The 21,081-nt window shown below is 41.3% G+C and carries 19 protein-coding genes; 9 read left to right on the top strand and 10 right to left on the bottom strand.

Annotated elements, in window-relative coordinates:
• The first annotated feature begins 9 nt into the window (after nucleotides 1–9).
• Nucleotides 10–954 (top strand): ribosome biogenesis GTPase YlqF, encoded by a 945-nt coding sequence (gene ylqF, locus BCU57_RS04940; RefSeq protein ID WP_076536189.1) that lies wholly within the window; start codon nucleotides 10–12, stop codon nucleotides 952–954.
• A gap of 129 nt (nucleotides 955–1,083) precedes the next feature.
• On the opposite strand, the gene BCU57_RS04935 is transcribed toward ylqF, so the two are convergent.
• On the bottom strand, nucleotides 1,084–1,611 hold the full coding sequence (locus tag BCU57_RS04935) for a low molecular weight protein-tyrosine-phosphatase (protein ID WP_102439612.1): 528 nt from the start codon (nucleotides 1,609–1,611) through the stop codon (nucleotides 1,084–1,086).
• 43 nt (nucleotides 1,612–1,654) lie between these two features.
• Nucleotides 1,655–2,569, bottom strand: coding sequence for a DNA ligase (locus BCU57_RS04930; RefSeq protein ID WP_102439611.1), 915 nt, complete (start codon nucleotides 2,567–2,569; stop codon nucleotides 1,655–1,657).
• Between the two features lie 186 nt (nucleotides 2,570–2,755).
• Between BCU57_RS04930 and BCU57_RS04925 the strand changes: the two genes are divergently transcribed.
• From BCU57_RS04925 to BCU57_RS04915, 3 genes are all read left to right on the top strand, one after another.
• Nucleotides 2,756–3,133: a diacylglycerol kinase gene (locus BCU57_RS04925; RefSeq protein WP_102439618.1), complete on the top strand. Its 378-nt coding sequence runs from the start codon at nucleotides 2,756–2,758 to the stop codon at nucleotides 3,131–3,133.
• A gap of 317 nt (nucleotides 3,134–3,450) precedes the next feature.
• Nucleotides 3,451–4,338 (top strand): hypothetical protein, encoded by an 888-nt coding sequence (locus tag BCU57_RS04920; RefSeq protein WP_241903554.1) that lies wholly within the window; start codon nucleotides 3,451–3,453, stop codon nucleotides 4,336–4,338.
• Nucleotides 4,339–4,527: 189 nt separating this feature from the next.
• Nucleotides 4,528–5,547, top strand: coding sequence for a GGDEF domain-containing protein (locus BCU57_RS04915; RefSeq protein ID WP_102439610.1), 1,020 nt, complete (start codon nucleotides 4,528–4,530; stop codon nucleotides 5,545–5,547).
• A gap of 48 nt (nucleotides 5,548–5,595) precedes the next feature.
• Here the strand turns inward: BCU57_RS04915 and BCU57_RS04910 are convergent, their stop codons facing one another.
• The 3 genes from BCU57_RS04910 to pdsO all read right to left on the bottom strand — a co-directional run bounded on the left by BCU57_RS04910 (nucleotide 5,596) and on the right by pdsO (nucleotide 9,410).
• Entirely contained in the window at nucleotides 5,596–6,180 is a 585-nt protein-coding gene (locus BCU57_RS04910; RefSeq protein ID WP_102439609.1) for a class GN sortase, read from the bottom strand.
• Between the two features lie 26 nt (nucleotides 6,181–6,206).
• The gene (locus BCU57_RS04905) at nucleotides 6,207–8,519 is read right to left on the bottom strand and encodes a marine proteobacterial sortase target protein (RefSeq protein ID WP_102439608.1); all 2,313 of its coding nucleotides are present in this window, start codon (nucleotides 8,517–8,519) and stop codon (nucleotides 6,207–6,209) included.
• Between the two features lie 81 nt (nucleotides 8,520–8,600).
• Nucleotides 8,601–9,410 carry a sortase-associated OmpA-like protein PdsO gene (pdsO, locus tag BCU57_RS04900; protein WP_102439607.1) on the bottom strand — a complete coding sequence of 270 codons (810 nt, stop codon included), beginning with the start codon at nucleotides 9,408–9,410 and terminating at the stop codon, nucleotides 8,601–8,603.
• Between the two features lie 218 nt (nucleotides 9,411–9,628).
• Between pdsO and pdsR the strand changes: the two genes are divergently transcribed.
• From pdsR to BCU57_RS04885, 3 genes are all read left to right on the top strand, one after another.
• Complete coding sequence (gene pdsR, locus BCU57_RS04895; protein ID WP_102439606.1) at nucleotides 9,629–10,321, top strand: proteobacterial dedicated sortase system response regulator; 693 nt, start codon at nucleotides 9,629–9,631, stop codon at nucleotides 10,319–10,321.
• Nucleotides 10,321–12,486, top strand: coding sequence for a proteobacterial dedicated sortase system histidine kinase (gene pdsS / locus BCU57_RS04890; protein WP_102439605.1), 2,166 nt, complete (start codon nucleotides 10,321–10,323; stop codon nucleotides 12,484–12,486). Before pdsR ends, pdsS begins: the two co-directional genes overlap by 1 nt.
• An 80-nt stretch (nucleotides 12,487–12,566) precedes the next feature.
• Nucleotides 12,567–13,763, top strand: a complete 1,197-nt coding sequence (locus BCU57_RS04885; protein WP_102439604.1) for a cystathionine beta-lyase — start codon at nucleotides 12,567–12,569, stop codon at nucleotides 13,761–13,763.
• A 128-nt stretch (nucleotides 13,764–13,891) separates the two neighbouring features.
• Here BCU57_RS04885 and BCU57_RS04880 read toward each other — a convergent pair whose 3' ends face one another.
• Complete coding sequence (locus BCU57_RS04880) at nucleotides 13,892–14,236, bottom strand: alpha/beta fold hydrolase (protein WP_198589958.1); 345 nt, start codon at nucleotides 14,234–14,236, stop codon at nucleotides 13,892–13,894.
• A gap of 328 nt (nucleotides 14,237–14,564) precedes the next feature.
• Here BCU57_RS04880 and BCU57_RS04875 point away from each other — a divergent pair, with 328 nt between their 5' ends.
• Both BCU57_RS04875 and BCU57_RS04870 read left to right on the top strand, forming a co-directional pair.
• The gene (locus BCU57_RS04875; RefSeq protein WP_102439603.1) at nucleotides 14,565–15,281 is read left to right on the top strand and encodes a YrhK family protein; all 717 of its coding nucleotides are present in this window, start codon (nucleotides 14,565–14,567) and stop codon (nucleotides 15,279–15,281) included.
• Between the two features lie 398 nt (nucleotides 15,282–15,679).
• Nucleotides 15,680–17,161 carry an MFS transporter gene (locus tag BCU57_RS04870; RefSeq protein ID WP_102439602.1) on the top strand — a complete coding sequence of 494 codons (1,482 nt, stop codon included), beginning with the start codon at nucleotides 15,680–15,682 and terminating at the stop codon, nucleotides 17,159–17,161.
• Nucleotides 17,162–17,283: 122 nt separating this feature from the next.
• On the opposite strand, the gene BCU57_RS04865 is transcribed toward BCU57_RS04870, so the two are convergent.
• The 4 genes from BCU57_RS04865 to BCU57_RS04850 form a co-directional block, all read right to left on the bottom strand.
• A complete protein-coding gene (locus tag BCU57_RS04865) occupies nucleotides 17,284–17,766 on the bottom strand; it encodes a zinc ribbon domain-containing protein (protein WP_102439601.1) in 483 nt (160 codons plus the stop codon).
• 42 nt (nucleotides 17,767–17,808) lie between these two features.
• Nucleotides 17,809–18,264, bottom strand: a complete 456-nt coding sequence (locus BCU57_RS04860; RefSeq protein WP_102439616.1) for a CreA family protein — start codon at nucleotides 18,262–18,264, stop codon at nucleotides 17,809–17,811.
• Between the two features lie 144 nt (nucleotides 18,265–18,408).
• The gene (gene yegD, locus BCU57_RS04855; protein ID WP_102439600.1) at nucleotides 18,409–19,773 is read right to left on the bottom strand and encodes a molecular chaperone; all 1,365 of its coding nucleotides are present in this window, start codon (nucleotides 19,771–19,773) and stop codon (nucleotides 18,409–18,411) included.
• A 249-nt stretch (nucleotides 19,774–20,022) separates the two neighbouring features.
• The gene (locus tag BCU57_RS04850) at nucleotides 20,023–21,003 is read right to left on the bottom strand and encodes a rhodanese-related sulfurtransferase (protein ID WP_102439599.1); all 981 of its coding nucleotides are present in this window, start codon (nucleotides 21,001–21,003) and stop codon (nucleotides 20,023–20,025) included.
• Nucleotides 21,004–21,081 lie beyond the last annotated feature (78 nt).

The following is a 21,081-nucleotide window of genomic DNA, read 5'->3' as shown; positions in this document are numbered from 1 at the left end:
GGCAAAATCATGGCAATTCAATGGTATCCAGGTCACATGCATAAAGCTCGTAAAGAGATTGAAGAGGCAATGCCTCAAGTCGATCTTGTTATTGAGGTGCTTGATGCCCGTATTCCTTACAGTAGTGAAAACCCAATGGTTTCTAAGCTAAGGGGCGATAAGCCATGTATCAAACTACTGAACAAGTCTGACTTAGCAGATCCAAAAGTCACGGCGCGTTGGATTGAGTACCTTGAGCAGGAACAAGGCGTAAAAGCCACTGCTATCACCACACTACAACCTGGTCAGGTCAAAAACATTCCTGATATCTGCCGCAAACTGGTACCTGCCAGAGACAAAATCGAAAAAGATATTCGTACCATGATCATGGGGATCCCTAACGTTGGTAAATCTACCATCATTAATACACTTGCAGGTAGAACCATTGCTAAAACCGGTAATGAGCCAGCTGTAACTAAACGTCAACAACGAATTAATTTACGAAATGGCATCGTACTATCAGATACGCCGGGTATTTTATGGCCTAAAGTAGATAACGAAGCCAGTAGCTACCGCCTTGCTGTTACTGGTGCAATTAAAGACACCGCAATGGAATATGAAGACGTTGCCATGTTTGCTGCTGAATATTTCTTAAAAGCTTACCCACAAGAAATTTGTGAGCGTTATAAGCTTAAATCATTGCCAGAAACCGACATTGAATTACTTGAAGAAATTGGCCGTAAGCGCGGAGCACTAAGACCTGGTGGCCGTATCGATTTACATAAAGCATCAGAATTACTGTTACATGAATTCCGCTCTGGCAAAACAGGGCTACTTACCCTTGAAACCCCTGAAATGGCCGAAATCGAGAAAGAAGAAGTCGCTAGAGTGTTGGCTGAAAAAGAAGCTATTAAGCAGCAGAAATTAGAGCAAGAAAATCTGAAACGATCAGGTAAACGTCACCAAGGCGAATAAGGCTTTAACAAAAACATCCAGCTTATCTGCAATGTGTTTGATAAACGACATATTTAAAATAAAGGCTTAGCAGCAATGCTAAGCCTTTATTGTTTTTACCCGTTAAAGAGCGAATATGTATAGATAATATTAACGGTTTTTCGCTATCTGCTTTGCTAAATTATCAAGGCTAGACTCCAGTAAGTCCAAAACCGTTTCAAAACCATTAGCGCCGCCATAGTAAGGGTCAGGAACTTCCTTGGCATGATTCACTTGCTCAAGGGAAAACTTATCCATACTCAGTTCATCAAAATCAGCTATATCGTCACTCATATAACTAAGCATTAATTTAAGCTTATGTTGATGTTCTTGCGGGCATATTGCCTGCAAGTCCTTTAAGTTAAAAATATCTGCAGCCAGTATTAAATCAAATTTTTCAAAATCAGCCTGAGCGATTTGCCTTGCATACATGCCTGAAAAGTCTAAGCCTCTGGCATTGCCCGCTTTAATCGCGCGCGAATCGGGCGCATTACCTTGGTGGTAAGCTAAGGTGCCAGCAGAGGCAATCTCGATGACTAAGCCATATTCAGCCGCTTTACTACGAAACACAGCTTCAGCGCTAGGTGAGCGGCAGATGTTACCTAGGCATACGAATAGTACCGAGTTAATTGTATTCACATAAGTTCCTTTTTCAGCGTATTAAAAATTGTTTTTATGTCTATCACATTTTAGGTCTTTCTCTTAAAAAATGAGCGAATCGTGGCACACCATTTTTGGTTAGACCTAAGTACTGATAAGTTATCGTTGCGCCTATTTGGGGCGGCTTACGCCTTTGTTCATCGCTAAAGCCGCTACCGATTTTAAACTCAAGCCCATCGGGCATGCTGACAACTATTGCCCCTAGCATACCGGTATATTTCCCCTTGCCTTCAATATGCTTAATAACAATGGCTTCAGCATCATATTTGGGTTTTAATTTCATAATATCTTGGCTGCGACCTACTTTATAAAAAGCTTGCTTGCGATGAAGCATTAGCCCTTCACCTTGGGCACTCACGACTAAATCCAGTTTTTTATACAGCATGGTGTCAGAGGTTATCGTTTCTTGGGGTATGACTTGCAGATATTTAGACTGCTTGGCCAGCTGTTGCAGTGCTATGTATCTGTCACGAAACATGCCCCCATGTTCAGGTAAGTCAAACAGCATAAACTTCACTTGCCGCCACATTTCACTGTCTGGGATATTTTTTCGTGCAAGCCCTGACATGGCTTCAAAGCTTGCTCTTCCTAGCCATAACTCCCCTTCTAAAACCTGCTTGGGAAAATCTGCCACGAACCATTGCGGTAAAATGAACTCTCGACCTGAACGTGAAAGCATTTTGTCCCCAGTCCAATAACCACGTACACCATCTAACTTTTCACTGACATAATATTGATTAATATCAATTCCTTCAGTGATTTTGGTAGCAAGTTGGATTGCTGGCTTATCTGCAGCAACCAATATGGGGGGCACAAAGAGACTCAATACTGTCATGATGATTGATATATTACGCCTTATAAAATCAGCCAATATAATTACTATCAACGACAGAGCTGACACTGGCGTAGCAATAGTTTTTGATAAAAAAATAGACATAGCTGCATCCTTGCTGGTATTTGGAACAACATCCTGTTGCCGTAAAAGTAAACTAATAATTAAACAAATTGATTAGCAATTTTAGTGCATGATCAATAAACTGCCATAAGTTAGCCAATGTTTGGCTACTTTTGTCATCAATTGGACCATCATCCACCAAACCATTTAGGGACTAAGTCAGCCAATATGAAACCTGAAAACAATCATGGATTAAAACGTGTCTTACGTGCGACAGGTTTTTCATTTAAAGGGCTTAAAAGTGCATGGGTTAACGAAGCAGCATTCAGACAAGAACTGATTTTAGCGGGGATTTTACTGCCAGTGGCTATTATGGTCGATGTCAGCCTTATTGAAAAGTTGCTGTTAATCATGACTTTATTTATTGTTCTGATCACCGAATTAGTTAACTCTGCAATTGAAGCTGTAGTGGATCGCATTAGTGATGAAATTCATCCCTTAAGTGGCCAAGCCAAAGATACTGCCTCTGCAGCAGTATTTATGAGCCTAGCCTTATGTGGGATCACTTGGGCATGTATTTTGATTAATGCCTATGTGCTGAATTAGTCTCTTTTACTTTTTAATCTTGTCAATCAGCCACAGCAATTCTGCGCCCCTCTACGATGTAGTTATTATCAGGTATGGTTATAAATGCGCATTAAACAAGCTGGTTTAATGCGACTTTCGTTTGTTTTTAGCCCAATACGCTTGTTAACCTGTACTAGATCAAAAAAACCACCGCTTTAGCAACAAAAACTTCACATTTGCTTACATAATGCTAATATATTTCAGCGCTAAGATATTAGCCTAGTAAAACTAAAAAAATAATAATGCACGACCCTCATTTATTACCCCAAATGAGCCCCATAGAGTGCGGAGAAATAATGTTAAAGCGAGTCCCTATCGGTCTATTGACAGCCCTATGTATATCTAACAGTGTGTCTGCTGACGAGTATAAATTTACTCTCGGGGCTTTTTATGCCAATACAGATTCCACCATGTTAGTTAAAAGTGCCAGAGATACAGGTAATTACTATTTGCTTGATTTTGAAGACGACTTACTTTTAACAGAAGATCAATTTCTACCTTTTTTCGAATTCCGCTATCACTTCAAAGACCGTCATAATATTTACCTTGATTGGAAATCTCTACATCGAGATGCTGAAACCCCACAACTGGGGTTTGATATTGAAATCCCTGAATTTGGCGATAATGATCAGAATTACCTTATTGATGGTAGTGCCACTATTTCCACCACGTTAAATATCGATATCCTCCGTTTAGGTTATGGTTATGATATTTGGCAAGGTGAACAATATTTTGTCGGCGCATCGATTGGTATTCACACCATGTTTGTTGAAACCATTTTCGAAGGCAATATTAGTTTATGTGAAGGTCACAGTAACCCCAATAGTTTGTGTGATACGACGACCTTTACTCCAAAAGTTGTTGATAACGCAATCACTGCGCCTCTGCCTAATATCGGCTTATATGGTAACTATGAATTTTATCCTGGTTGGACATTTGGCGCCCATGTTCAATATTTTGCGATCAAATATGATAATTTTAAAGGTTCGTTAGTCGACATCAGGGCTGGCGTGCAGGCAAAAATTAGCGATAACTGGCAATTAGCACTGGCGTATAACTATTATGATGTCGATGTTGATATTGAACAATCTAGAAGTATTTTAGATGAAGAATATCGTACCCTAGATTACAACATAAACTATGGTTTCACCGGCCCTATGTTTGCAGTGTCCTACCGCTTTTAAACAACTACATTTTTAATCACGGCAAAATATCTTATCTTCAATCAATAAACGGGCAAACTTTATTTAAGGTTTGCCTGTTTATCAAAAAACTTACTAACAAAATATCTATCACATTAATTAATTGTTATATTATCATTGATAAACCTAATTGGTTCATTCGCTTTATTACCTATTTTGTTGAGGGATTGAATGTCTAACGATTTATTGAAAACGGCCGCGCTTCATCTAAAAAAAGCCGTACCTTTAATGCTAAAACACAGCATTCCAACAACACCAACCAATTATGCACTTTGGTATGCCTATGTTAGCGAAACCAATCCTAAGCTAAATCTGGCACTTGATGAAAATATTAAGCTAAATCAACAATATTCACCCGTTTCAAGTGAGTTACTGTATCGAGAACATATCGCCGATCCTGTTGAGTTAGATGTCAGAACTATGCGTCAAAATCTTGATGCTATGGTGTGCGAGTTATCTCAATCAATCAAAGATACCCATCATGACACCCGTACTTTTCAATCTCAAATACAAAAAAATGTCCGTAAATTAACTGAGTTTGAAAACCAAGATTTTTCACTGGAACAATTGGTCACTGTGGTGCGCAGTATGGTTAAAGAATCTTCGCGTATTCAATCAAGTAGCAAGAGTTTTACTGAACAACTCAATAAAGCGCAGTCCGAGATTAATATTTTAAAACAAAAGCTGGCTAAAACAGAAAAAGATGTTTTGTATGATGCACTCACCGAAACGTTAAATCGTCGCGCCTTTAATGACGATATTAATGCGGTTATTGCACAATCGCCCCAAGGCTGCTGCTTGATTATGGCTGACATTGATAACTTTAAACTATTTAATGATACTTATGGCCACCAGCTTGGGGACTTAGTACTTAGAGTGGTAGCCAAACGGCTACAGGAATCTTGTCGAGAAGGGGTAAAGTTATACCGTTTTGGCGGTGAAGAGTTTGCCATTATCGTCCCAAATAGCCAATTAAGGATCGCCAGACAATTAGCCGAAGCCATGAGACGCTCCATTGAAAAACTCAGGGTCAAAGACAGGCGCAGTGACACTCGAATTGATAATGTCAATGCGTCATTTGGTGTGGTGCAGTGGCAAGAAAATCAAACAACTAGTCAGCTAATTGAGGCTGCTGACCAGTTGTTATATCAAGCAAAAAGATTAGGGCGTAATAGAGTCATGCCTATATAGTTAAAGCGATTAAGTAGCGAGTTAAATTAAACCGTCCAATTAAAACAACTAACTGTGATTTACTTGTTTTGCCGTTACCACGTAACGGTAATCACTGCTTGCAGACAAGTCTTCAAACGGGTAACAGGTTATCAATGTTAGCTGATTATCCGCCGTCATATCGAGTATCTCTGTTTGCGTTTCATGTACTATATCGATGCCGGTTATTAAGTAACTTTGTATTTGCCCAATTGCGGTTTCTAATTCTACGATGTCGCCTTTTTTAACATTTTTTAAGTGTGAAAAATGGGTGTCTCTGTGGCCAGCAATGATTGTATTACCAACCTCTCCAACCCCTGCACCTTTAAGCATCAAGCTTGGGCCAAACGCCAAATTTCGGCCCGAAGCCCCCGCTAGCACAAACATAGGATCCCCTACAGGATAAACATCTGTTTCTTTATCTGCATAAAGCATTAACTTGCCAACTGGATGCGTATCAGCCCAGCTCCAAGGCTTATAGGGTGTTTGGTCTTGCAAGGTTTTATTCCATGCTTGCTCAATTAAATATTGCGCAAAATTCGCTTTAACTTGCATATAGGCTCCATGTGATAAAAAACTGACTCCTAAGACGGCTAAACAACCAGGGATGAGCATTTTTAAACTTATCAACGCAGCGCTCCTTATTTATGCTTAGGTATGGTTAACCGCTGACCAGGAAGACACTGCTTAAGCCAAAGTCCATGCAAAAGCGCAATCAATAAAAAGCTTAATCCAATGAGTATATTCAAACGGCTCGATGTTGCTGTTTGCGGTAAGACACCGGTTTTTTGTAATCCCTTTGGTAAATGTGGCTTAACTTGATAATCAGCGTTAAATTCAGGGGTAAAATTAACTGGGGTTTTATCGACCGCCACTAGACTTGTTTGTGAGGTCACCAGGTGATACTTCATTCCTAATGCTTTAACTTGCTGTTTTATTCTTTCACTGTTCGCCCTAGTTTGGGTGGCTTCAATGGCATTGATTTGCGCATTAGCCCAGATAAGATCTAACCCTGGGGCCTCAATGTCTGAATTATCTAAATGACGAGTCTGGTGTGGATTAGGTATCTGTAGTTGCCAATATTCGCCCTGAGTCTCGCCTGATATAACAATATCTTGCTGATTGTATGCCGGAGATTTAAAGCTGACTAAGATTGGTTCATCAGTATATAAATCAGGGATTCTTGCAGGCCAATGATCAGGAATTGTGCCGTCTTGATAAGTGACTTTTACATCTGTTGCCACTGGTTGCTCAATCTTTTGCAGTAACCCTTCGATTTTTTGTTTTACCTCAGCCGTTTTACCAATGTAGGTGTAAATGCCACGGCCAAACATGGCTGCGCGCGCCATAAAGTGCGTATTCGGGGCCGAGCCTATCCCGACAGTGAATAATCGACTTTGACCTAAGCCGGCTTCTATTTGCTTAAATAAACCTTGCTCGTTAGCCACCGCGCCGTCTGTAATAAATATCACCTGACGTAGCGCGTTTTCACTCCCGATTTGATTGCTTTGATCTTGAATTAGCAAAGAGGCAGAAAGCGCCATGCTAATTTCAGTGCCGCCATTGGCTTGTAATCCTTGGACAAATTGATTGGCTTTAGCAATATTACGGCTGTTAACTTTCAAAGATGATGCAGATAGTTTTGTTAACTGATGATTAAATCCAATAATATTAAACTTATCTTTCGTTCTTAAACCTGCAAGCGCAGACAGTAAAGCCTGTTTGGCCTGCACTATAGAGTCCCCTTCCATAGAGCCAGAGGTATCAATAACCAAGATTAACTCCCGAGGAGTGACCCCGTTATACGTTTTAACTTGTGGCGGCGTTAACATCACTAAGCCGTAATAATCTTGATTGTTGATACTATTTTTAGCTGACCTAAGTTCAGCTGATTGATGAGTTAATCCTTGTTGAATGAACATTGATGGCAGCGGCAACGCAACTTCAGCATGATTTGCAGCATGCGATTTAGCTGCATCAACAGGCTTCCAATTCAAAACAAAATCTTGATTGGCGACCACAGCGCGATCAAGTTCTACCATCCATTGTTGCTTGCCAACCACTGGCGCTGCTTTAATTTTATGATACGGACTGGTTACCGCACCAAGTTCAAAACCTGTATTTAATTCGACATTAATATTAACCATGATATTACCAGCAGAATCCGAAGAGGCATCATCAGTTACAGCCCCTTCTGCAAAGTTATTCAAATTAAAGCCGGTTAGCATCTCAGGTAGCATTTCAGCAATAGAATCAAATATGCCCAAATGGTTATGGCGCTGTTGCCGACTAGGACTTTCACTAGAACTCTGACTGCTAGCACTATTACCGACTAAAACTTGCTCTGATAAAGCTGTTGGCGAATAACGCGGCGTAATGGTCATTGGAAACCGTAAACTAAACTGACCCTCTTTATAATTAAGTTTTTCTTGATAACTTATCTCAACAGTTAAAGTCTCGTTAGGGGCTAAATTCGCCACTTCTGTGGTAAAAATATTCACCCTTTGCTGACTCACTAAACTGGCACGTTTACCTGCAGCTTTGGCTTTTTCAAAGGTGGCTTTGGCTTGTAATTTTGGTTGTACTTCGCCTTCAATAATACGCTCGCCAATGACTAACCGCATTTGATCCACCGCTCCATTGTGGGATAACGGAAAATGATACTTACCGTTTATAAAGCCTTGGGTGTTATTGGTAAAGGTTTGCTTAACCTTAACGCGATTAACCCAGCCAGATACTTTCATTGACACATCGGTGGATAAAGGCAAGCTATAGTGGATTTCACCCTCTTGTATATATTCAAGCACGCCCAGGGTTATCTCAGCAGAGCGCCCATCTGCTTTACTTGTTGGCATTGCATATACTGGAAATAGCACATTCAAAATCACTAAACCCAGTAAAATTAAGCTCGAGCAAAGGTAATGCACCCTATGACGATTAACACTAATATTCATTGTTTTCTCTCCATGAAATTAGCGTAAACCTCAAAACCAGCATTCTCACCAGTCCAAGGTTTACACTGAATTTTCGTCATATTAATTAGCGGCTAAAGCTTCACCCACAGGGATAATTTTTAAAGTCACGCGGCGATCAAAAAAGTCGTTTTCAAAATTTTGTTGCTCATGTAAAGGCGCTGTCGCGCCATAGGCTTTGGCATGTAAGCGTTCATCAGCTATGCCTTGATTAGCCAAATACTTGGTCACTGCTATTAAACGCTGCTCTGATAGTGCTTGGTTAAATTTACTGTCACCGCGGCGGTCAGCGTAACCGGTTAAATCCAACATCAAATCTGGTGATAATGCCATCACATAAGCAACATCATCGAGTTGTTGTTCAAAATGAGGCTCGATAGTCGCTGAGCCGGTTTTGAATTGCACATTTAGCCCGATGGCCAGCTCTTGCATTTTTTGCTCTTGAGCATGGCGCAAATCGGCTAATTGCGTCTGCACTTGTATATATTCATCATTGACCTCCGCCAAAGACTGTTGCTTTTCATGTAGCGCCGTAAGTTCATAAGTTTGCAGCTCGAGTGCCTGTTGTTGCTTGGCGAGTAACTCATTTTGAGTTTCAATCTCAGAATCATCACCCACAGTCTTACCAATAAGTACCCCAACAAAGCTGCCAACGATGGCGCCAACAGGTCCGCCTACCACAGCGCCTAATATGGCCCCAGATGACAAGCCGACTAACTCTTCTGTGTGCTCTCTTTCTGGTGTTTGTGCTAAAACATCACTTGAATCAATGGTTGAATCAATCGCTGGTTTCATTTCTTCTGCGTGTAAGTGAGTGATGTTGGCGATCGATAAACTGCTGATGATTGCGATGGCGATTAATTGCTTTTTCATGGTGTTGTCCTTTATTTCAGATTAATAATTAAATTTGAATGAAGTGCGTTTGCTCATTCGATGAAACTATTAAACAGCATTGAAATGGCAATTAAGGGGCGTAAAAGTGGCAATGTAGCGATGAAATGTGGCAACAATATGGCAATTGCTAGGGAGCGCTTTTTTGGCCATAAAAATAATGTATAGTCAGCCATATAAGACAAAACAAAGATGGTGATATGAAAAGAATTGCGATTGTAGAAGATGAAGTAGCCATTAGAGAAAACTATAAAGAGTTACTGCAACAACAAGGCTATAGCGTGCAGGGTTATGCCAACCGCCCTGCTGCCATGTTGGCTTTTAATGCCCGTTTACCTGACCTAGCCATTATTGATATTGGCCTTGAGACCGAAATAGATGGCGGCTTTACCTTATGTCAGTCGCTGCGATCTATGTCTAGCAGTTTACCGATTATCTTTTTAACCGCCCGAGACAGTGACTTTGATACCGTTTGCGGCCTTAGATTAGGCGCTGATGATTACCTATCAAAAGATGTCAGCTTTCCGCACTTAATTGCTCGTATTGCCGCTTTATTTAGACGCTCAGAACTGATTGGCGCAGCCATCGTTGAAGATAACCTGATTGAACACGGCAAGCTCACCATTGATGGCAACCGTATTCAGGTGTACTGGCAGCAGCAACCTATAGAGTTGACCGTGACAGAGTTTTGGATGGTGCACGCGATGGCAAAACATCCAGGTCATGTGCGAAGTCGCCAAGACTTAATGCAAGAAGCTAAAATATTTGTCGATGACAGTACCATTACCTCCCACGTTAAACGTATTCGTAAAAAGTTTTTAAGCGCAGATAAAGACTTTAATTGCATCGATACCGTGTATGGCATGGGTTACCGCTGGGACAGTGTCAGTTAATGTTTAATATTCCCATAGGGCTTCGCGCTAAAGTCGTTATCTTATCGCTATTTTTGCTGTGCTTACCTTGGCTTGGCTATGAATACGTGTGGGAAATGGAAAAATACCTGCGCCATGGCCAAGAAAAAACCTTGGTGGGCACCACTCAAGCCTTAGCCACCGCATTGCATGAACGCCCGAAACTGTTTAATCACCAAGCCAGTTTTTTAAGTCAGGTTGAAAAAGGCCGCGACTTATACGCCTATCCACTTTCGGGGCCAATTCAACTTGATGGTAAACTGACTGATTGGCAGCAATATCAGCATAGAGTGATCAATTATGGCACTGATCACGTGATTTTTAATCGTAATGAAAACCAAGTCGTTGATATTCACTTTAGTCACATGGTGGGTAAATACGCCGGCTATTTATATGGATTTTTTGAGGTTGCCGATAAGCATCTGGTCTATCGTAGTAAAAATAGCTTACGGGTAGATAAAAACGATCATTTAGTGATTGCCACTCAAACACCTGATGGCCAATTTAAGCGTTATATTGTCGCCAACACTCAAGACGGTTGGTTAAGTGCCTTTGAGCTGCCACAAGATCCAACTCAATCAATGCCCGTAACACCAGAAATTCGCATTCAAGGACAATGGCTTGCCACCGATAGAGGTTATAACATTGAATTTAGAATGCCGCTAAATATGCTAGGCAGTAAACTCGGGTTCGCCATTTACAATGTTGATGACAGCCAAACCCGTACAGTGAATACTATTATCGGTACCTCAGCTATTGATTCTGTGGCGCATTTAGGCACAGTGTTAGTGCCATCACCTGAAATTGAAAACATCATCAAAGGTATGAGTCATAACAGCTCGCGTATTTGGGTGGTTGATAATCATGGCCGGGTATTAGCTAAATCGGGTGACATTCGCGCCAGCAATAATCTTTGGTCATCAAGCTTAGATGACACCCGTGAGCCTAGCATTTGGGGGCAATTTAAAACTGATTACCTATTGCCGCTATATTATAAAATCCTCACTAAACCGCCGCAGGATTTTGTCGATTCATTGCAAGACTCAACCGAGTTAAGTGGCAGCCATATTCAACAAGCCCTTAATGGAAAACAAGGCTCAACCTGGCGCTTAACCCCTGACAGTAAAGCTGTGGTATTAGCCGCGGCCAGTCCTATCTGGATTGATGATAAAGTTATGGGCGCCGTCATTGCTGAAGAAACCACCCACGGAATTCGTACCCTGCGTAACCGCGCGCTAGAAAAACTGTTTAATGTGATTTTAACCATCATGAGTATGGGCACCTTGGCGCTGTTTATCTTTGCATCCAGCATTTCAAGCCGCATTCGCAAACTCAGAGATCAATCTGAACAAGCTATCGATAGCCAAGGCCGAGTGAGACAACAAATTGTCCCCTCTAAAACCCGTGATGAAATTGGCGATTTATCTCGCAGCTTTGCCAATATTGTTGGCCGTTTAGGTCAATACACCCACTACTTAGAGAACATGTCATCGAGGCTGTCACACGAACTACGTACCCCAGTTGCCGTAGTGCGTTCATCCCTTGAGCATTTAAGCTTGCAACAACTTGAGCCTGGCAGTGAAAAATACGTCGCTCGCGCTCAAGAAGGTGTCAGCCGTTTGCATTTAATCTTAAACAACTTAAGTGAAGCAACCCGCTTAGAAGCCAGTTTATCCCATGCAGAGCAAAGCCAGTTTTCTTTAACAGAAGTCATTAGCGGCTGCATGCAAGGTTATCAATATACCTACCCTGAAACTCAATTTACCCTAGACATTGATGATGGCCCAATGATCATGTTCGGTGTACCTGAATACATAGCGCAGCTGATGGATAAACTGATTAATAACGCCATTGAGTTCAGTACTGATGATCCTATTAGGCTGACACTTAAACGCACCGCTAAAACTGCGATTATCGAACTGGCTAACCAAGGGCCATTATTGCCTGCAGACATGACAGCGCAAATCTTTGAATCTATGGTGTCAATACGTCCACAAGGCGTGCAAGCCAAGCCGCATCTAGGGCTAGGTTTGTACATTGCAAGATTAGTGACTGAGTTTCACCAAGGCAGCATTAAGGCTGAGAATCTAGCCGATGGCAGTGGGGTTAAGTTCGTGCTGATATTCCCCTTAGCAGACTCAAAATAACCTTTATTTTAGCCGTATAGATGTTAGGATGGCTAAAACAATAATTCATAACATCCGTTGTGCCAGTTGGGAATGAATCTATGAGCAATCAGCAAGACAAATTAGCCACGCAAATCGTCAGTGTCGGCAGAGACAAAAAATACACCAAAGGGATTATTAACCCACCGGTGTTTCGCGCCTCAACCGTAGTGTTTGACACCATGGATGACATGCGTTTTGCCATTAAAAATAAAACCAATGGCGAAATGTTTTATGGTCGCCGTGGCACCCCAACGCATTTTTCATTTCAGCAAGCCATCAGTGAACTTGAAGGTGGCGTAGGTACCGCCTTGTATCCGTCAGGTGCGGGAGCAATAAGCAGCGCGTTACTGTCATTTTTAAAAAGTGGTGACCATTTATTAATGGTTGATAATGCTTACGAACCCACCCGCGATTTATGTAATAAGCTGTTAGCTGGCTTTGGCATTGAAACCACCTATTACGATCCGTTAATTGGTGAAGGGATTAAAGCGCTGATTAAACCCAACACTAAGGTGTTATTCCTTGAATCACCAGGCTCTATCACCATGGAAATTCAAGATGTTCCCACTTTAAGTCGTATCGCACACGAACATGATATGGTCGTCATGCTCGATAACACTTGGGCTTCGCCTATCAATTGTCGTCCATTTGAGATGGGCGTTGATATTTCAATTCAAGCTGCCACTAAATACATTGTTGGTCACTCTGATGTGATGATGGGCACAGCAACCGCTAATGAAGCCTGCTGGGAACAACTGCGTGAAAACAGTTACATCATGGGTCAAACTACTTCACCAGATGATGTTTATCTTGCCGCAAGAGGTTTACGCACCTTAGGCGTCAGAATGGCCCAACATGACAAAAATGCCTTAAAGGTCGCTAATTGGTTAGCCTCCAGACCTGAAGTAGACCACCTGCGCCACCCTGGGTTTGAAACTTGTCCGGGCCATGAGTTTTACCAGCGAGATTTCAGTGGCGGTAATGGCTTATTCTCATTCGTACTCAAACAAGGCAACTTAGCCTCTGTGACCGCTTTTGTAGAAAACATGCGTCACTTCAAAATGGGCTTTTCTTGGGGTGGTTATGAAAGTTTAATTCTCGGTGTCTTTGGCATTGATAAAATTAGAACTGCCACCACATGGGACACCAGCAAGCCGCTTATTCGCCTACATATTGGCCTTGAAGATCCCGATGATCTTATAGCCGACTTAACCGCAGCATTTGAGCGTTATAACGAGGTTGAATCTAAGCGCTAAGCCCTGATTTAGAGCTTATCAACAACACAAATAATCGATAATAAAAAGGCCGAACAGTGTAATATGTTCGGCCTTTTTAATGTTTTGAATGGCTAAAATAGATAAGTCACCCTAATTAACAAAGTAAACTATTCATCAATCACCTGAGTAAATGCCGCATGAAAAGCATCATAATCTTCATATTGTGGCATGTGACCTAAACCTTCCAACTCAAAAAGGCTTGAACCTTTAATCATTACCTGAGCTTGTTTGCCAAGGTTTTGGTCATCTCCAAGTTTTCTATTAACACCTTTTTTTAACCAACCTCGGCCAGGGCCTGTTCTATCCCTAGTGCCGATGATTAGAAAGGTTTCACTACTAATTTGCGAAAATTTATCTACTATATTTTCTGAAAATATTGGACTATAAGTTAAGGCATTACTCCAAGCGATTAAGTGCCAATCATCCTCTGCTAGGACACCTTGATTGTGCATAATACGAACATCAATCCAGTTTTATCCATTTATCAAGGGTTTCTTGTATCCAAACCGCCAACTCTTGTCGCGACAACTCGTTTTAACAATAAATGTAACTAGCGATTATAATTAGGCTGATGTGGAGTTGAATATTTCACTTATTCACAGCTGTGGTTTATCATCCTTTGGCAGTTGTAGCAGAATTTTTAAATCGAAGTGTTAATTTAGACGCTTAGGCACCTAGGTTAAACAAACGTCAGTAAAACACATTTATTGATGTACTTGTAGATTATGAGCAAAACTAACTTAAGAAACCTCTTCCCCCCAGAACCGAGACAAAACTTACATGCCGCATATATTTTCAAATCGTCGACGTATTCTTAATTTAACTGCAAATAAGAAAGAACTTAGAGCACAATTTCGCTGGGAAACCATCAACGCAATTGCTTATAAAGTCGGCGGTATTCTTTTTGTTATTGGCAGTTTCTTTTTTTTCCCAAGTCGGGCTGAATATGCCCATATTGGCGGTTGGTTTTTTCTTGCCGCTTCACTGATTTACTTAGCGGTTAATGTTCACGATATGGCTGAGATCAGGCGACATTGGAAAAGCCAGCTATCCCACGGGATTGATTTAAAATTAGAATATTTTGCAGGTATCAGTTATCTGCTGGGTACCCTATGTTTTGTTTTTGGCCGAATATCTTATTTCCCTGCGGTTGATGATCTGATCCTCGGCACTTGGTTGTTTATCATTGGCAGCACATTGTTTGTGCTTGGCGCTGCAGCCAATGTGTTACTGATTATCAAGGCTGAATCGGTGCAATTACTGCAATTGATGAACCTAACAGCAATCACCTTTATTGTCGGCTCAGTTCTCTATGGTATGGCCTCTATCCCTTATCTGTGGGCTTTTGAATCGCCAAATGATCACCTGCTTATTCTCAACTTTCTTGCTTGGCAATATATGCTGGGCAGTATCCTATTTTTATTAGGCGGCATATTTAATTACTGGCGCGCCTACTTACTGGTTCAAAATGCGCTGAAAAATCATCCAGACGTGTAAAGCCTAATAATTTAATCAAACAAATATCTAAGCTTGCTTCAATACCCTAGGTGCTCTGTGCTGTGCGGCTTTATGGCATCAAGCTGATTTATCGTCAGTAAATATCTCAATGAAAATAGCTTATGTGACTGTTTTATAATGCCCCCATGGCGTCACTGCTGAATTAATCAACCTATACGCTATTTTAAGCCAATCACTTTGGATCGTCAGCATCAAAATCCTTAGCCCTTTTTGTAGGATCGCGTCCTACATAAGCGATTCAGAAGTTCATCAAACAATTGCTAATTTCCCTCAATTCCCTTGCTGCAATCAAGGTGTGAACAACGACCTTTCTCTCATGAGTCACAGTGCTCGTGGGCAATTTTCGTTAGCGACATACAAATATCAGGGCCTAAAAAATGTGGAATAAACTCAACAAGTCGATGATGGTCTGCCAAATGCTTTTTGGCTTATCTTTTTATGGCGTGCTCGTCAGCCTTACGCGCTTTTTTCTAGAAGAACTCAATTACGGTGAATCCGAGACCATGATGGTTGTCGGCGCATTCGCCGCTATCGGGCCATTATTTGCTATTGCAGGCGGTTTTATAGCCGATAAATTACTCGGTGCTTATCGCTCACTCACCATTAGTTATGCTGCATTTGTTACCGGTTATATTCTACTGGTCGTGGGCGCATCCTCATTACATGTCCCTACCGCAATGGCTGGTATAGCACTCGCTAGTTATGGCCGCGGGTTAATGTCGCCATCTTACCCAAGCCTTTATAGAAGAACATTTAACTCTCAAAAAGAGTTTGAACAAGGTTTCCCAATCAATTACTCGGTCAATAATATTGGCGCCTTTGCTGGGCAGTATTTGTTCCCGATGTTAATTCTTTATATTGGTTTTACTGGCGGTTTCATGCTTTCTGCCATATTGGCAGCTGTTGCCCTAGTCGTTCTTGTGGTGCTCAAAAAGCCTTTTTCAGCTTTAGGAAAACCTATCGATCAAAAATCACTATCAATTAAAGCCTGGTTTGGCTTTGCTGTTATTTCTTTCGCCATGGTTGGCCTAGTGTTTTTCATGTTCTCAAATATGGAAATTGGACAAAATATCGTTTATGCCATTGGCTTAATGGCAATTGGTTACTTCATTGCTTTGATGTTTCAGGTAGGTCACGCAGAAAAACTTAGAATGGGCACCATTTTAATTGCCACTTTTTTAACGACCTGCTTTTTCGTGTATTACGGACAAATGATGACATCAATGAACATTGTTGCCATTAATACCCTGAGCGGCAATTTGTTTGGCTTTATTCCACTGCAACCAGAAGCGGCAATGGCGATGAACCCACTCTGGTGTATGGTTGGCGGTCCTGTGGTCGCCATGGCTTTTTCTGCCTTAGAGAAAAAAGGCATTAACCTGTCGACTGCAACCAAGGTGTCGGTGGCGTTTGTGATGACAGCTATCGCATTTGGGATATTAACCTATTTCATCTCAAACATCGGCCCAGATGTCACCATTAGACCTGAAGTCTTTTTTGCAGTGCACTTTTTTCAAGCGCTTGCTGAAGTGATTGTCGGCTCAATGGTAGTGGCATTTATTTTGTCTGTTGCCCCCGCACATATTGAAAACTTTTCTGTTAGCCTATTTTCAGTGGCAATCGCTTTAAGTGGGATTGTGGGCGCAGTGCTATCAACTCATATTGCCCTTGAAAAAGGACAAGTCTTGACCCAAGACATCGCCCAAAACATGTATGGTGACTATTTTCAAATGTTAACTATCATGGCCGTAGTGATGGTCGCAGTGGCTTTAGTATGTTCTAAAGTGATTGCGCTAATGCTACGTAGAGCAGAGCAACATGATGCTGTAAATCACCCTGAAGTAGAGACGACAGTTTAAAGGATGCATTTTTAGCGGCAATTTAAAACATTGCTTATGGATGGAGAGGCTTGTCAATTTTCACTTTAACCCCGTCACATTATTATCTGAACACGCTTAATAATAATGTGACGAGTAGAAAATTAATTAGCATTAACAATAGATTGCAGTAATTTTCGTAACTGCTCACTATTGTGCTTTGACAAGCCCAAAATGACACTGGGCTTTTGACCGCGGGTTTCAATTTCGATGCGGTCCCAAATAATGCCGCTGCGATAATTAAATCCGGCAACTTTATTCCACGGGACTTCATCGGTGTTATTCCACAAACGAAATAGCCCCGGTGCATTGATGCAAATTTTATCCACATCAGTTTCGATTTCTTGGGGTAACAATCTAAATCGAAATAAAACCGATGCCAATAATTCGGCTTTAAATGCCATGGTTAATTCAGTCGCACTGATTGAAATTTGGCTGAATCGATAATGACAATGGCGGCACACCACAGCATCTTTAGGCAAGCTACTGTGGCAATCTGGACAAATATGATCAGATAGATATTCTAAGCAATGGCAACACTTTAGTGCGTCAACATGAAGCTGTTGTTTACAATAAGGACAATCCATTTACCCTCCTCATGCTAATAATCGTGTGAGTTAGCTTAAAAACTAGTACGCCGCTTGTGGCTGTTGATAAGCTTTAGTGCCCCATAATGGCACCGTCGATAAGCTGTGTTTGTAACTACCCGATGTTTCCTTGGTCGAATAAGACACATACATCAGAGTTTGATTTTCTGCATCTAAAATACGTCTGATTTTCATGGTTTTAAAGAAAATACTTTTAGACTTTTTAAATACAATCTCACCTGATGCCGACTTATCAATAGCGTCGATCATTTGCGAGGTAATTTCACCGGTTTGACGACATGAAATAGATGAATCGGATGGATCTGAAAAGCTTAAATCCGCTTCGATACTGGCAACATGACAAGTTACCCCAGGTACTAGTGGGTCAACCATCTTATTAAGTTTAATGTCTTTGGTGGTAAACATCCCTAAACTCACCTTGCCAACATCGTCACTGCAACTCATGGTTAATAAGCTAGTCCCTAGCACTAATGCCATTGCAGTTATTTTATTTACCGGCGTGTTTTGAATCATTGCTCGAACCATATTGATGTTTATCCTTACTGGCTACAACACGATTAATAACACCTGTTGTAACTGGCTTATGCTTAAATGCTTACAGTTAAATCACAGCTAAAAAAATTAGTGCTGAAAAACTTTACCCGCCCAACGCACTAAACCACTGGTTACACTGCCAAAATGGTCGCCGACAATAATTTCTGCTTCACTAAATTGGCTTGAAATACATTGGTGGATCACCGGACTTTTTGCGGTGCCGCCAGTGACATAAACCACATCAGGCTCGGCGCTTGCTGACTCAACAGCTTGCTTCATAATAGTGATTAATTTGCTAACAGGTTGCTGAACTGCAGCTTCAAAGGCATCCTGTAAGACATTAATCTCAAAGTTCGCTTCAATAAAGGATAAATCTGTATCAAAATCTGTCTGCTGTGACAGGCCAATTTTGCACTGCTCTGCTTGACGAACAAATTGATAGCTCATTTGATGCAAGCGTAATGATTTAAGTCGTTTAAGAAGCGCTGGTTGCTCGGCATCTTTAATGAGTTCGTCAATTAATTTAGCCGTCGCAATAGAGCCAAATTCTCGCTGAGCACTAATGTCATTAACAGCAACGCCATTCCAAAATGGTTGTCGCGGTACTGTAAGGTTATTTTTTAATGTAGAGCCTAGGCCTAAATGCGGCATAAAACAGTTCATGGCAACGGCAATATCAAGATCGTTACCGCCAACACGCTGACCACTATGGCCAAGCACATCATCACTACGATCGGTTTTATGTTGTAACTCTGGGCCCATTTTTACCATAGAGCAATCGGTGGTGCCGCCGCCAACATCAACCACTAGTACGGTTTTGTGGGACGTCATTGACGCTTCATAATCCATCGCAGCAGCCATAGGTTCAAATAAAAAGCTTACTTGTTCAAAGCCTGCTCTTTTAGCCGCTGTTTCTAAAATAGCTTGTGCTTGCTGATTACTTTCCTCACCGCCAACACCTTGAAAGTTAACAGGTCGGCCAATGACAGCTTTGGTGATCGGCTCTTTAATTACTGCTTTAGCCCGAGACATCACTTCAAGCATCATTAAGGTGACAATATCTTCAAATAACGCCACTTGATCGACCCTTAAACCACTAGCGCCTAAAAATGATTTTGGTGACCGGACGTAAAAACCTTCATCGGGTAATTCCAAATAGGCTTCAATTGCTTCTGGACCAACAAATACCACTTGCTCGTCTGGGTAAATATCCAACTCATGGCGGACTTGTCTGGCGCGGCTTAATTGCGATGAACGCAAGTGACCATATTGTGGTTTTAACTCATCCGCAATGCGGTGATAAACAGCTTCAGCGATAAGTTCTCTATCCATGGCATATAAGGTTGAAGATAAGAAACAACTATCACCATTAATCGGAATAAGTGTCACCTGACCATCTTGCTCGATACCCACTGAGCAGTTTGCACTGCCGTAATCAAAACCAATAAACATTAACTTCCAACTTTATATTTCTAGATCAATGCTAAAAATAACATAAGCTGATTAAGATTTGTTATTCACTTTAGCAATAACAAATCTTTCGCTGCTAAATCCAGCAACCTGTTTCATTTATAATAATGACTTGTTTAGGCACAGTAAAAATAACATCGGCCTCAAAAAGCTAAAATCAATACAAAAAAGCACCCACATGACAATGGATGCTTTCATCAAACTGGCTTAATCGACCTTTAGTGACTCTAATTATTTAGCTTCATTTTGGGCTAGCTTCACGCTTTCTTTATGTTGACGTCTTTGCTGAATAACTTGTTTAACGTCACTACCTATATGGGCTTCGCCACGCTGTTTAGCCAGTTGAACCTGTCTTTCACGTTCAATAAAACGTTGACGCTGCTCATCTGAAATTTTATCGATACAGTGTGGACAACTGACGCCTTGAACAAAAGCTGGGGTCTGCATTTCTTCTTGTGTGATTGGCATGCGGCAAGCATTACATTGATCGTAAATACCTTTATCTAAATCATGATTTACCGCCACCCGATTATCAAATACAAAACACTCACCTTGCCACAGGCTTTGCTCTTGGTTCACTTCTTCAAGGTATTTTAAAATCCCGCCTTCAAGGTGATACACCTCATCAAAACCCTGCTCTTTAAGGTAAGCGGTGGATTTTTCACAGCGAATGCCACCGGTACAGAACATGGCGACTTTTTTGTGCTTAGTTGGATCGAGGTTTTCTTTGACGTATTGAGGAAACTCTCTGAAGGTTTCAGTTACAGGGTTAACTGCATTTTTGAAGGTGCCGATTTGTACTTCATAATCGTTACGGGTATCGACTAATAACACCTCAGGATCTGAGATCAGTTTGTTCCAATCTTTTGGTTTAACGTATGTCCCTACCACTTCCCTTGGATCAATCCCTTCAACCCCCATAGTGACAATTTCTTTCTTGAGTTTCACTTTGGTGCGGTAAAATGGCATGTTGTCGTCAAAGGATAATTTATACACAATTTCATTTAAGCCATCTTGTGACGCCAACCAGGCTAACAGGCTATCAATACTTTGTTGCGAGCCTGCTACTGTGCCGTTAATACCTTCACTGGCCAGTAATAAAGTGCCTTTAATTTCTTGTTGCTCCATATGGGCTAATAATGGCGCTTTTATTGATTCAAAATGCGGTAAAGCAACAAACTTATATAACGCGCAAACGACAACTTGTGACATGAATATCTCCGCTAGCTGGAACTTAATTTCCAGTGCAATTAATAACGATTAAGGACAAATAAGCACAAAAGAGTGATC

The organism is Shewanella sp. 10N.286.48.B5, from assembly GCF_002874355.2.
Taxonomy (GTDB): domain Bacteria; phylum Pseudomonadota; class Gammaproteobacteria; order Enterobacterales; family Shewanellaceae; genus Shewanella.
This window is presented reverse-complemented; position numbering and strand designations above follow the sequence as displayed.

What these genes read in the sequence shown, in the direction of transcription:
- BCU57_RS04850 (WP_102439599.1), bottom strand. Translation starts at nt 21,003, where the DNA reads ATGTCACAAGTTGTCGTTTGCGCGTTATATAAGTTTGTTGCTTTACCG.
- BCU57_RS04875 (WP_102439603.1), top strand. Translation starts at nt 14,565, where the DNA reads ATGCCGCATATATTTTCAAATCGTCGACGTATTCTTAATTTAACTGCA.
- pdsR (WP_102439606.1), top strand. Translation starts at nt 9,629, where the DNA reads ATGAAAAGAATTGCGATTGTAGAAGATGAAGTAGCCATTAGAGAAAAC.
- BCU57_RS04925 (WP_102439618.1), top strand. Translation starts at nt 2,756, where the DNA reads ATGAAACCTGAAAACAATCATGGATTAAAACGTGTCTTACGTGCGACA.
- BCU57_RS04910 (WP_102439609.1), bottom strand. Translation starts at nt 6,180, where the DNA reads ATGCTCATCCCTGGTTGTTTAGCCGTCTTAGGAGTCAGTTTTTTATCA.
- pdsS (WP_102439605.1), top strand. Translation starts at nt 10,321, where the DNA reads ATGTTTAATATTCCCATAGGGCTTCGCGCTAAAGTCGTTATCTTATCG.
- BCU57_RS04885 (WP_102439604.1), top strand. Translation starts at nt 12,567, where the DNA reads ATGAGCAATCAGCAAGACAAATTAGCCACGCAAATCGTCAGTGTCGGC.
- BCU57_RS04905 (WP_102439608.1), bottom strand. Translation starts at nt 8,519, where the DNA reads ATGAATATTAGTGTTAATCGTCATAGGGTGCATTACCTTTGCTCGAGC.
- BCU57_RS04880 (WP_198589958.1), bottom strand. Translation starts at nt 14,236, where the DNA reads ATGCACAATCAAGGTGTCCTAGCAGAGGATGATTGGCACTTAATCGCT.
- BCU57_RS04930 (WP_102439611.1), bottom strand. Translation starts at nt 2,569, where the DNA reads ATGTCTATTTTTTTATCAAAAACTATTGCTACGCCAGTGTCAGCTCTG.
- BCU57_RS04920 (WP_241903554.1), top strand. Translation starts at nt 3,451, where the DNA reads ATGTTAAAGCGAGTCCCTATCGGTCTATTGACAGCCCTATGTATATCT.
- pdsO (WP_102439607.1), bottom strand. Translation starts at nt 9,410, where the DNA reads ATGAAAAAGCAATTAATCGCCATCGCAATCATCAGCAGTTTATCGATC.
- BCU57_RS04865 (WP_102439601.1), bottom strand. Translation starts at nt 17,766, where the DNA reads ATGGATTGTCCTTATTGTAAACAACAGCTTCATGTTGACGCACTAAAG.
- ylqF (WP_076536189.1), top strand. Translation starts at nt 10, where the DNA reads ATGGCAATTCAATGGTATCCAGGTCACATGCATAAAGCTCGTAAAGAG.
- yegD (WP_102439600.1), bottom strand. Translation starts at nt 19,773, where the DNA reads ATGTTTATTGGTTTTGATTACGGCAGTGCAAACTGCTCAGTGGGTATC.
- BCU57_RS04860 (WP_102439616.1), bottom strand. Translation starts at nt 18,264, where the DNA reads ATGGCATTAGTGCTAGGGACTAGCTTATTAACCATGAGTTGCAGTGAC.
- BCU57_RS04870 (WP_102439602.1), top strand. Translation starts at nt 15,680, where the DNA reads ATGTGGAATAAACTCAACAAGTCGATGATGGTCTGCCAAATGCTTTTT.
- BCU57_RS04915 (WP_102439610.1), top strand. Translation starts at nt 4,528, where the DNA reads ATGTCTAACGATTTATTGAAAACGGCCGCGCTTCATCTAAAAAAAGCC.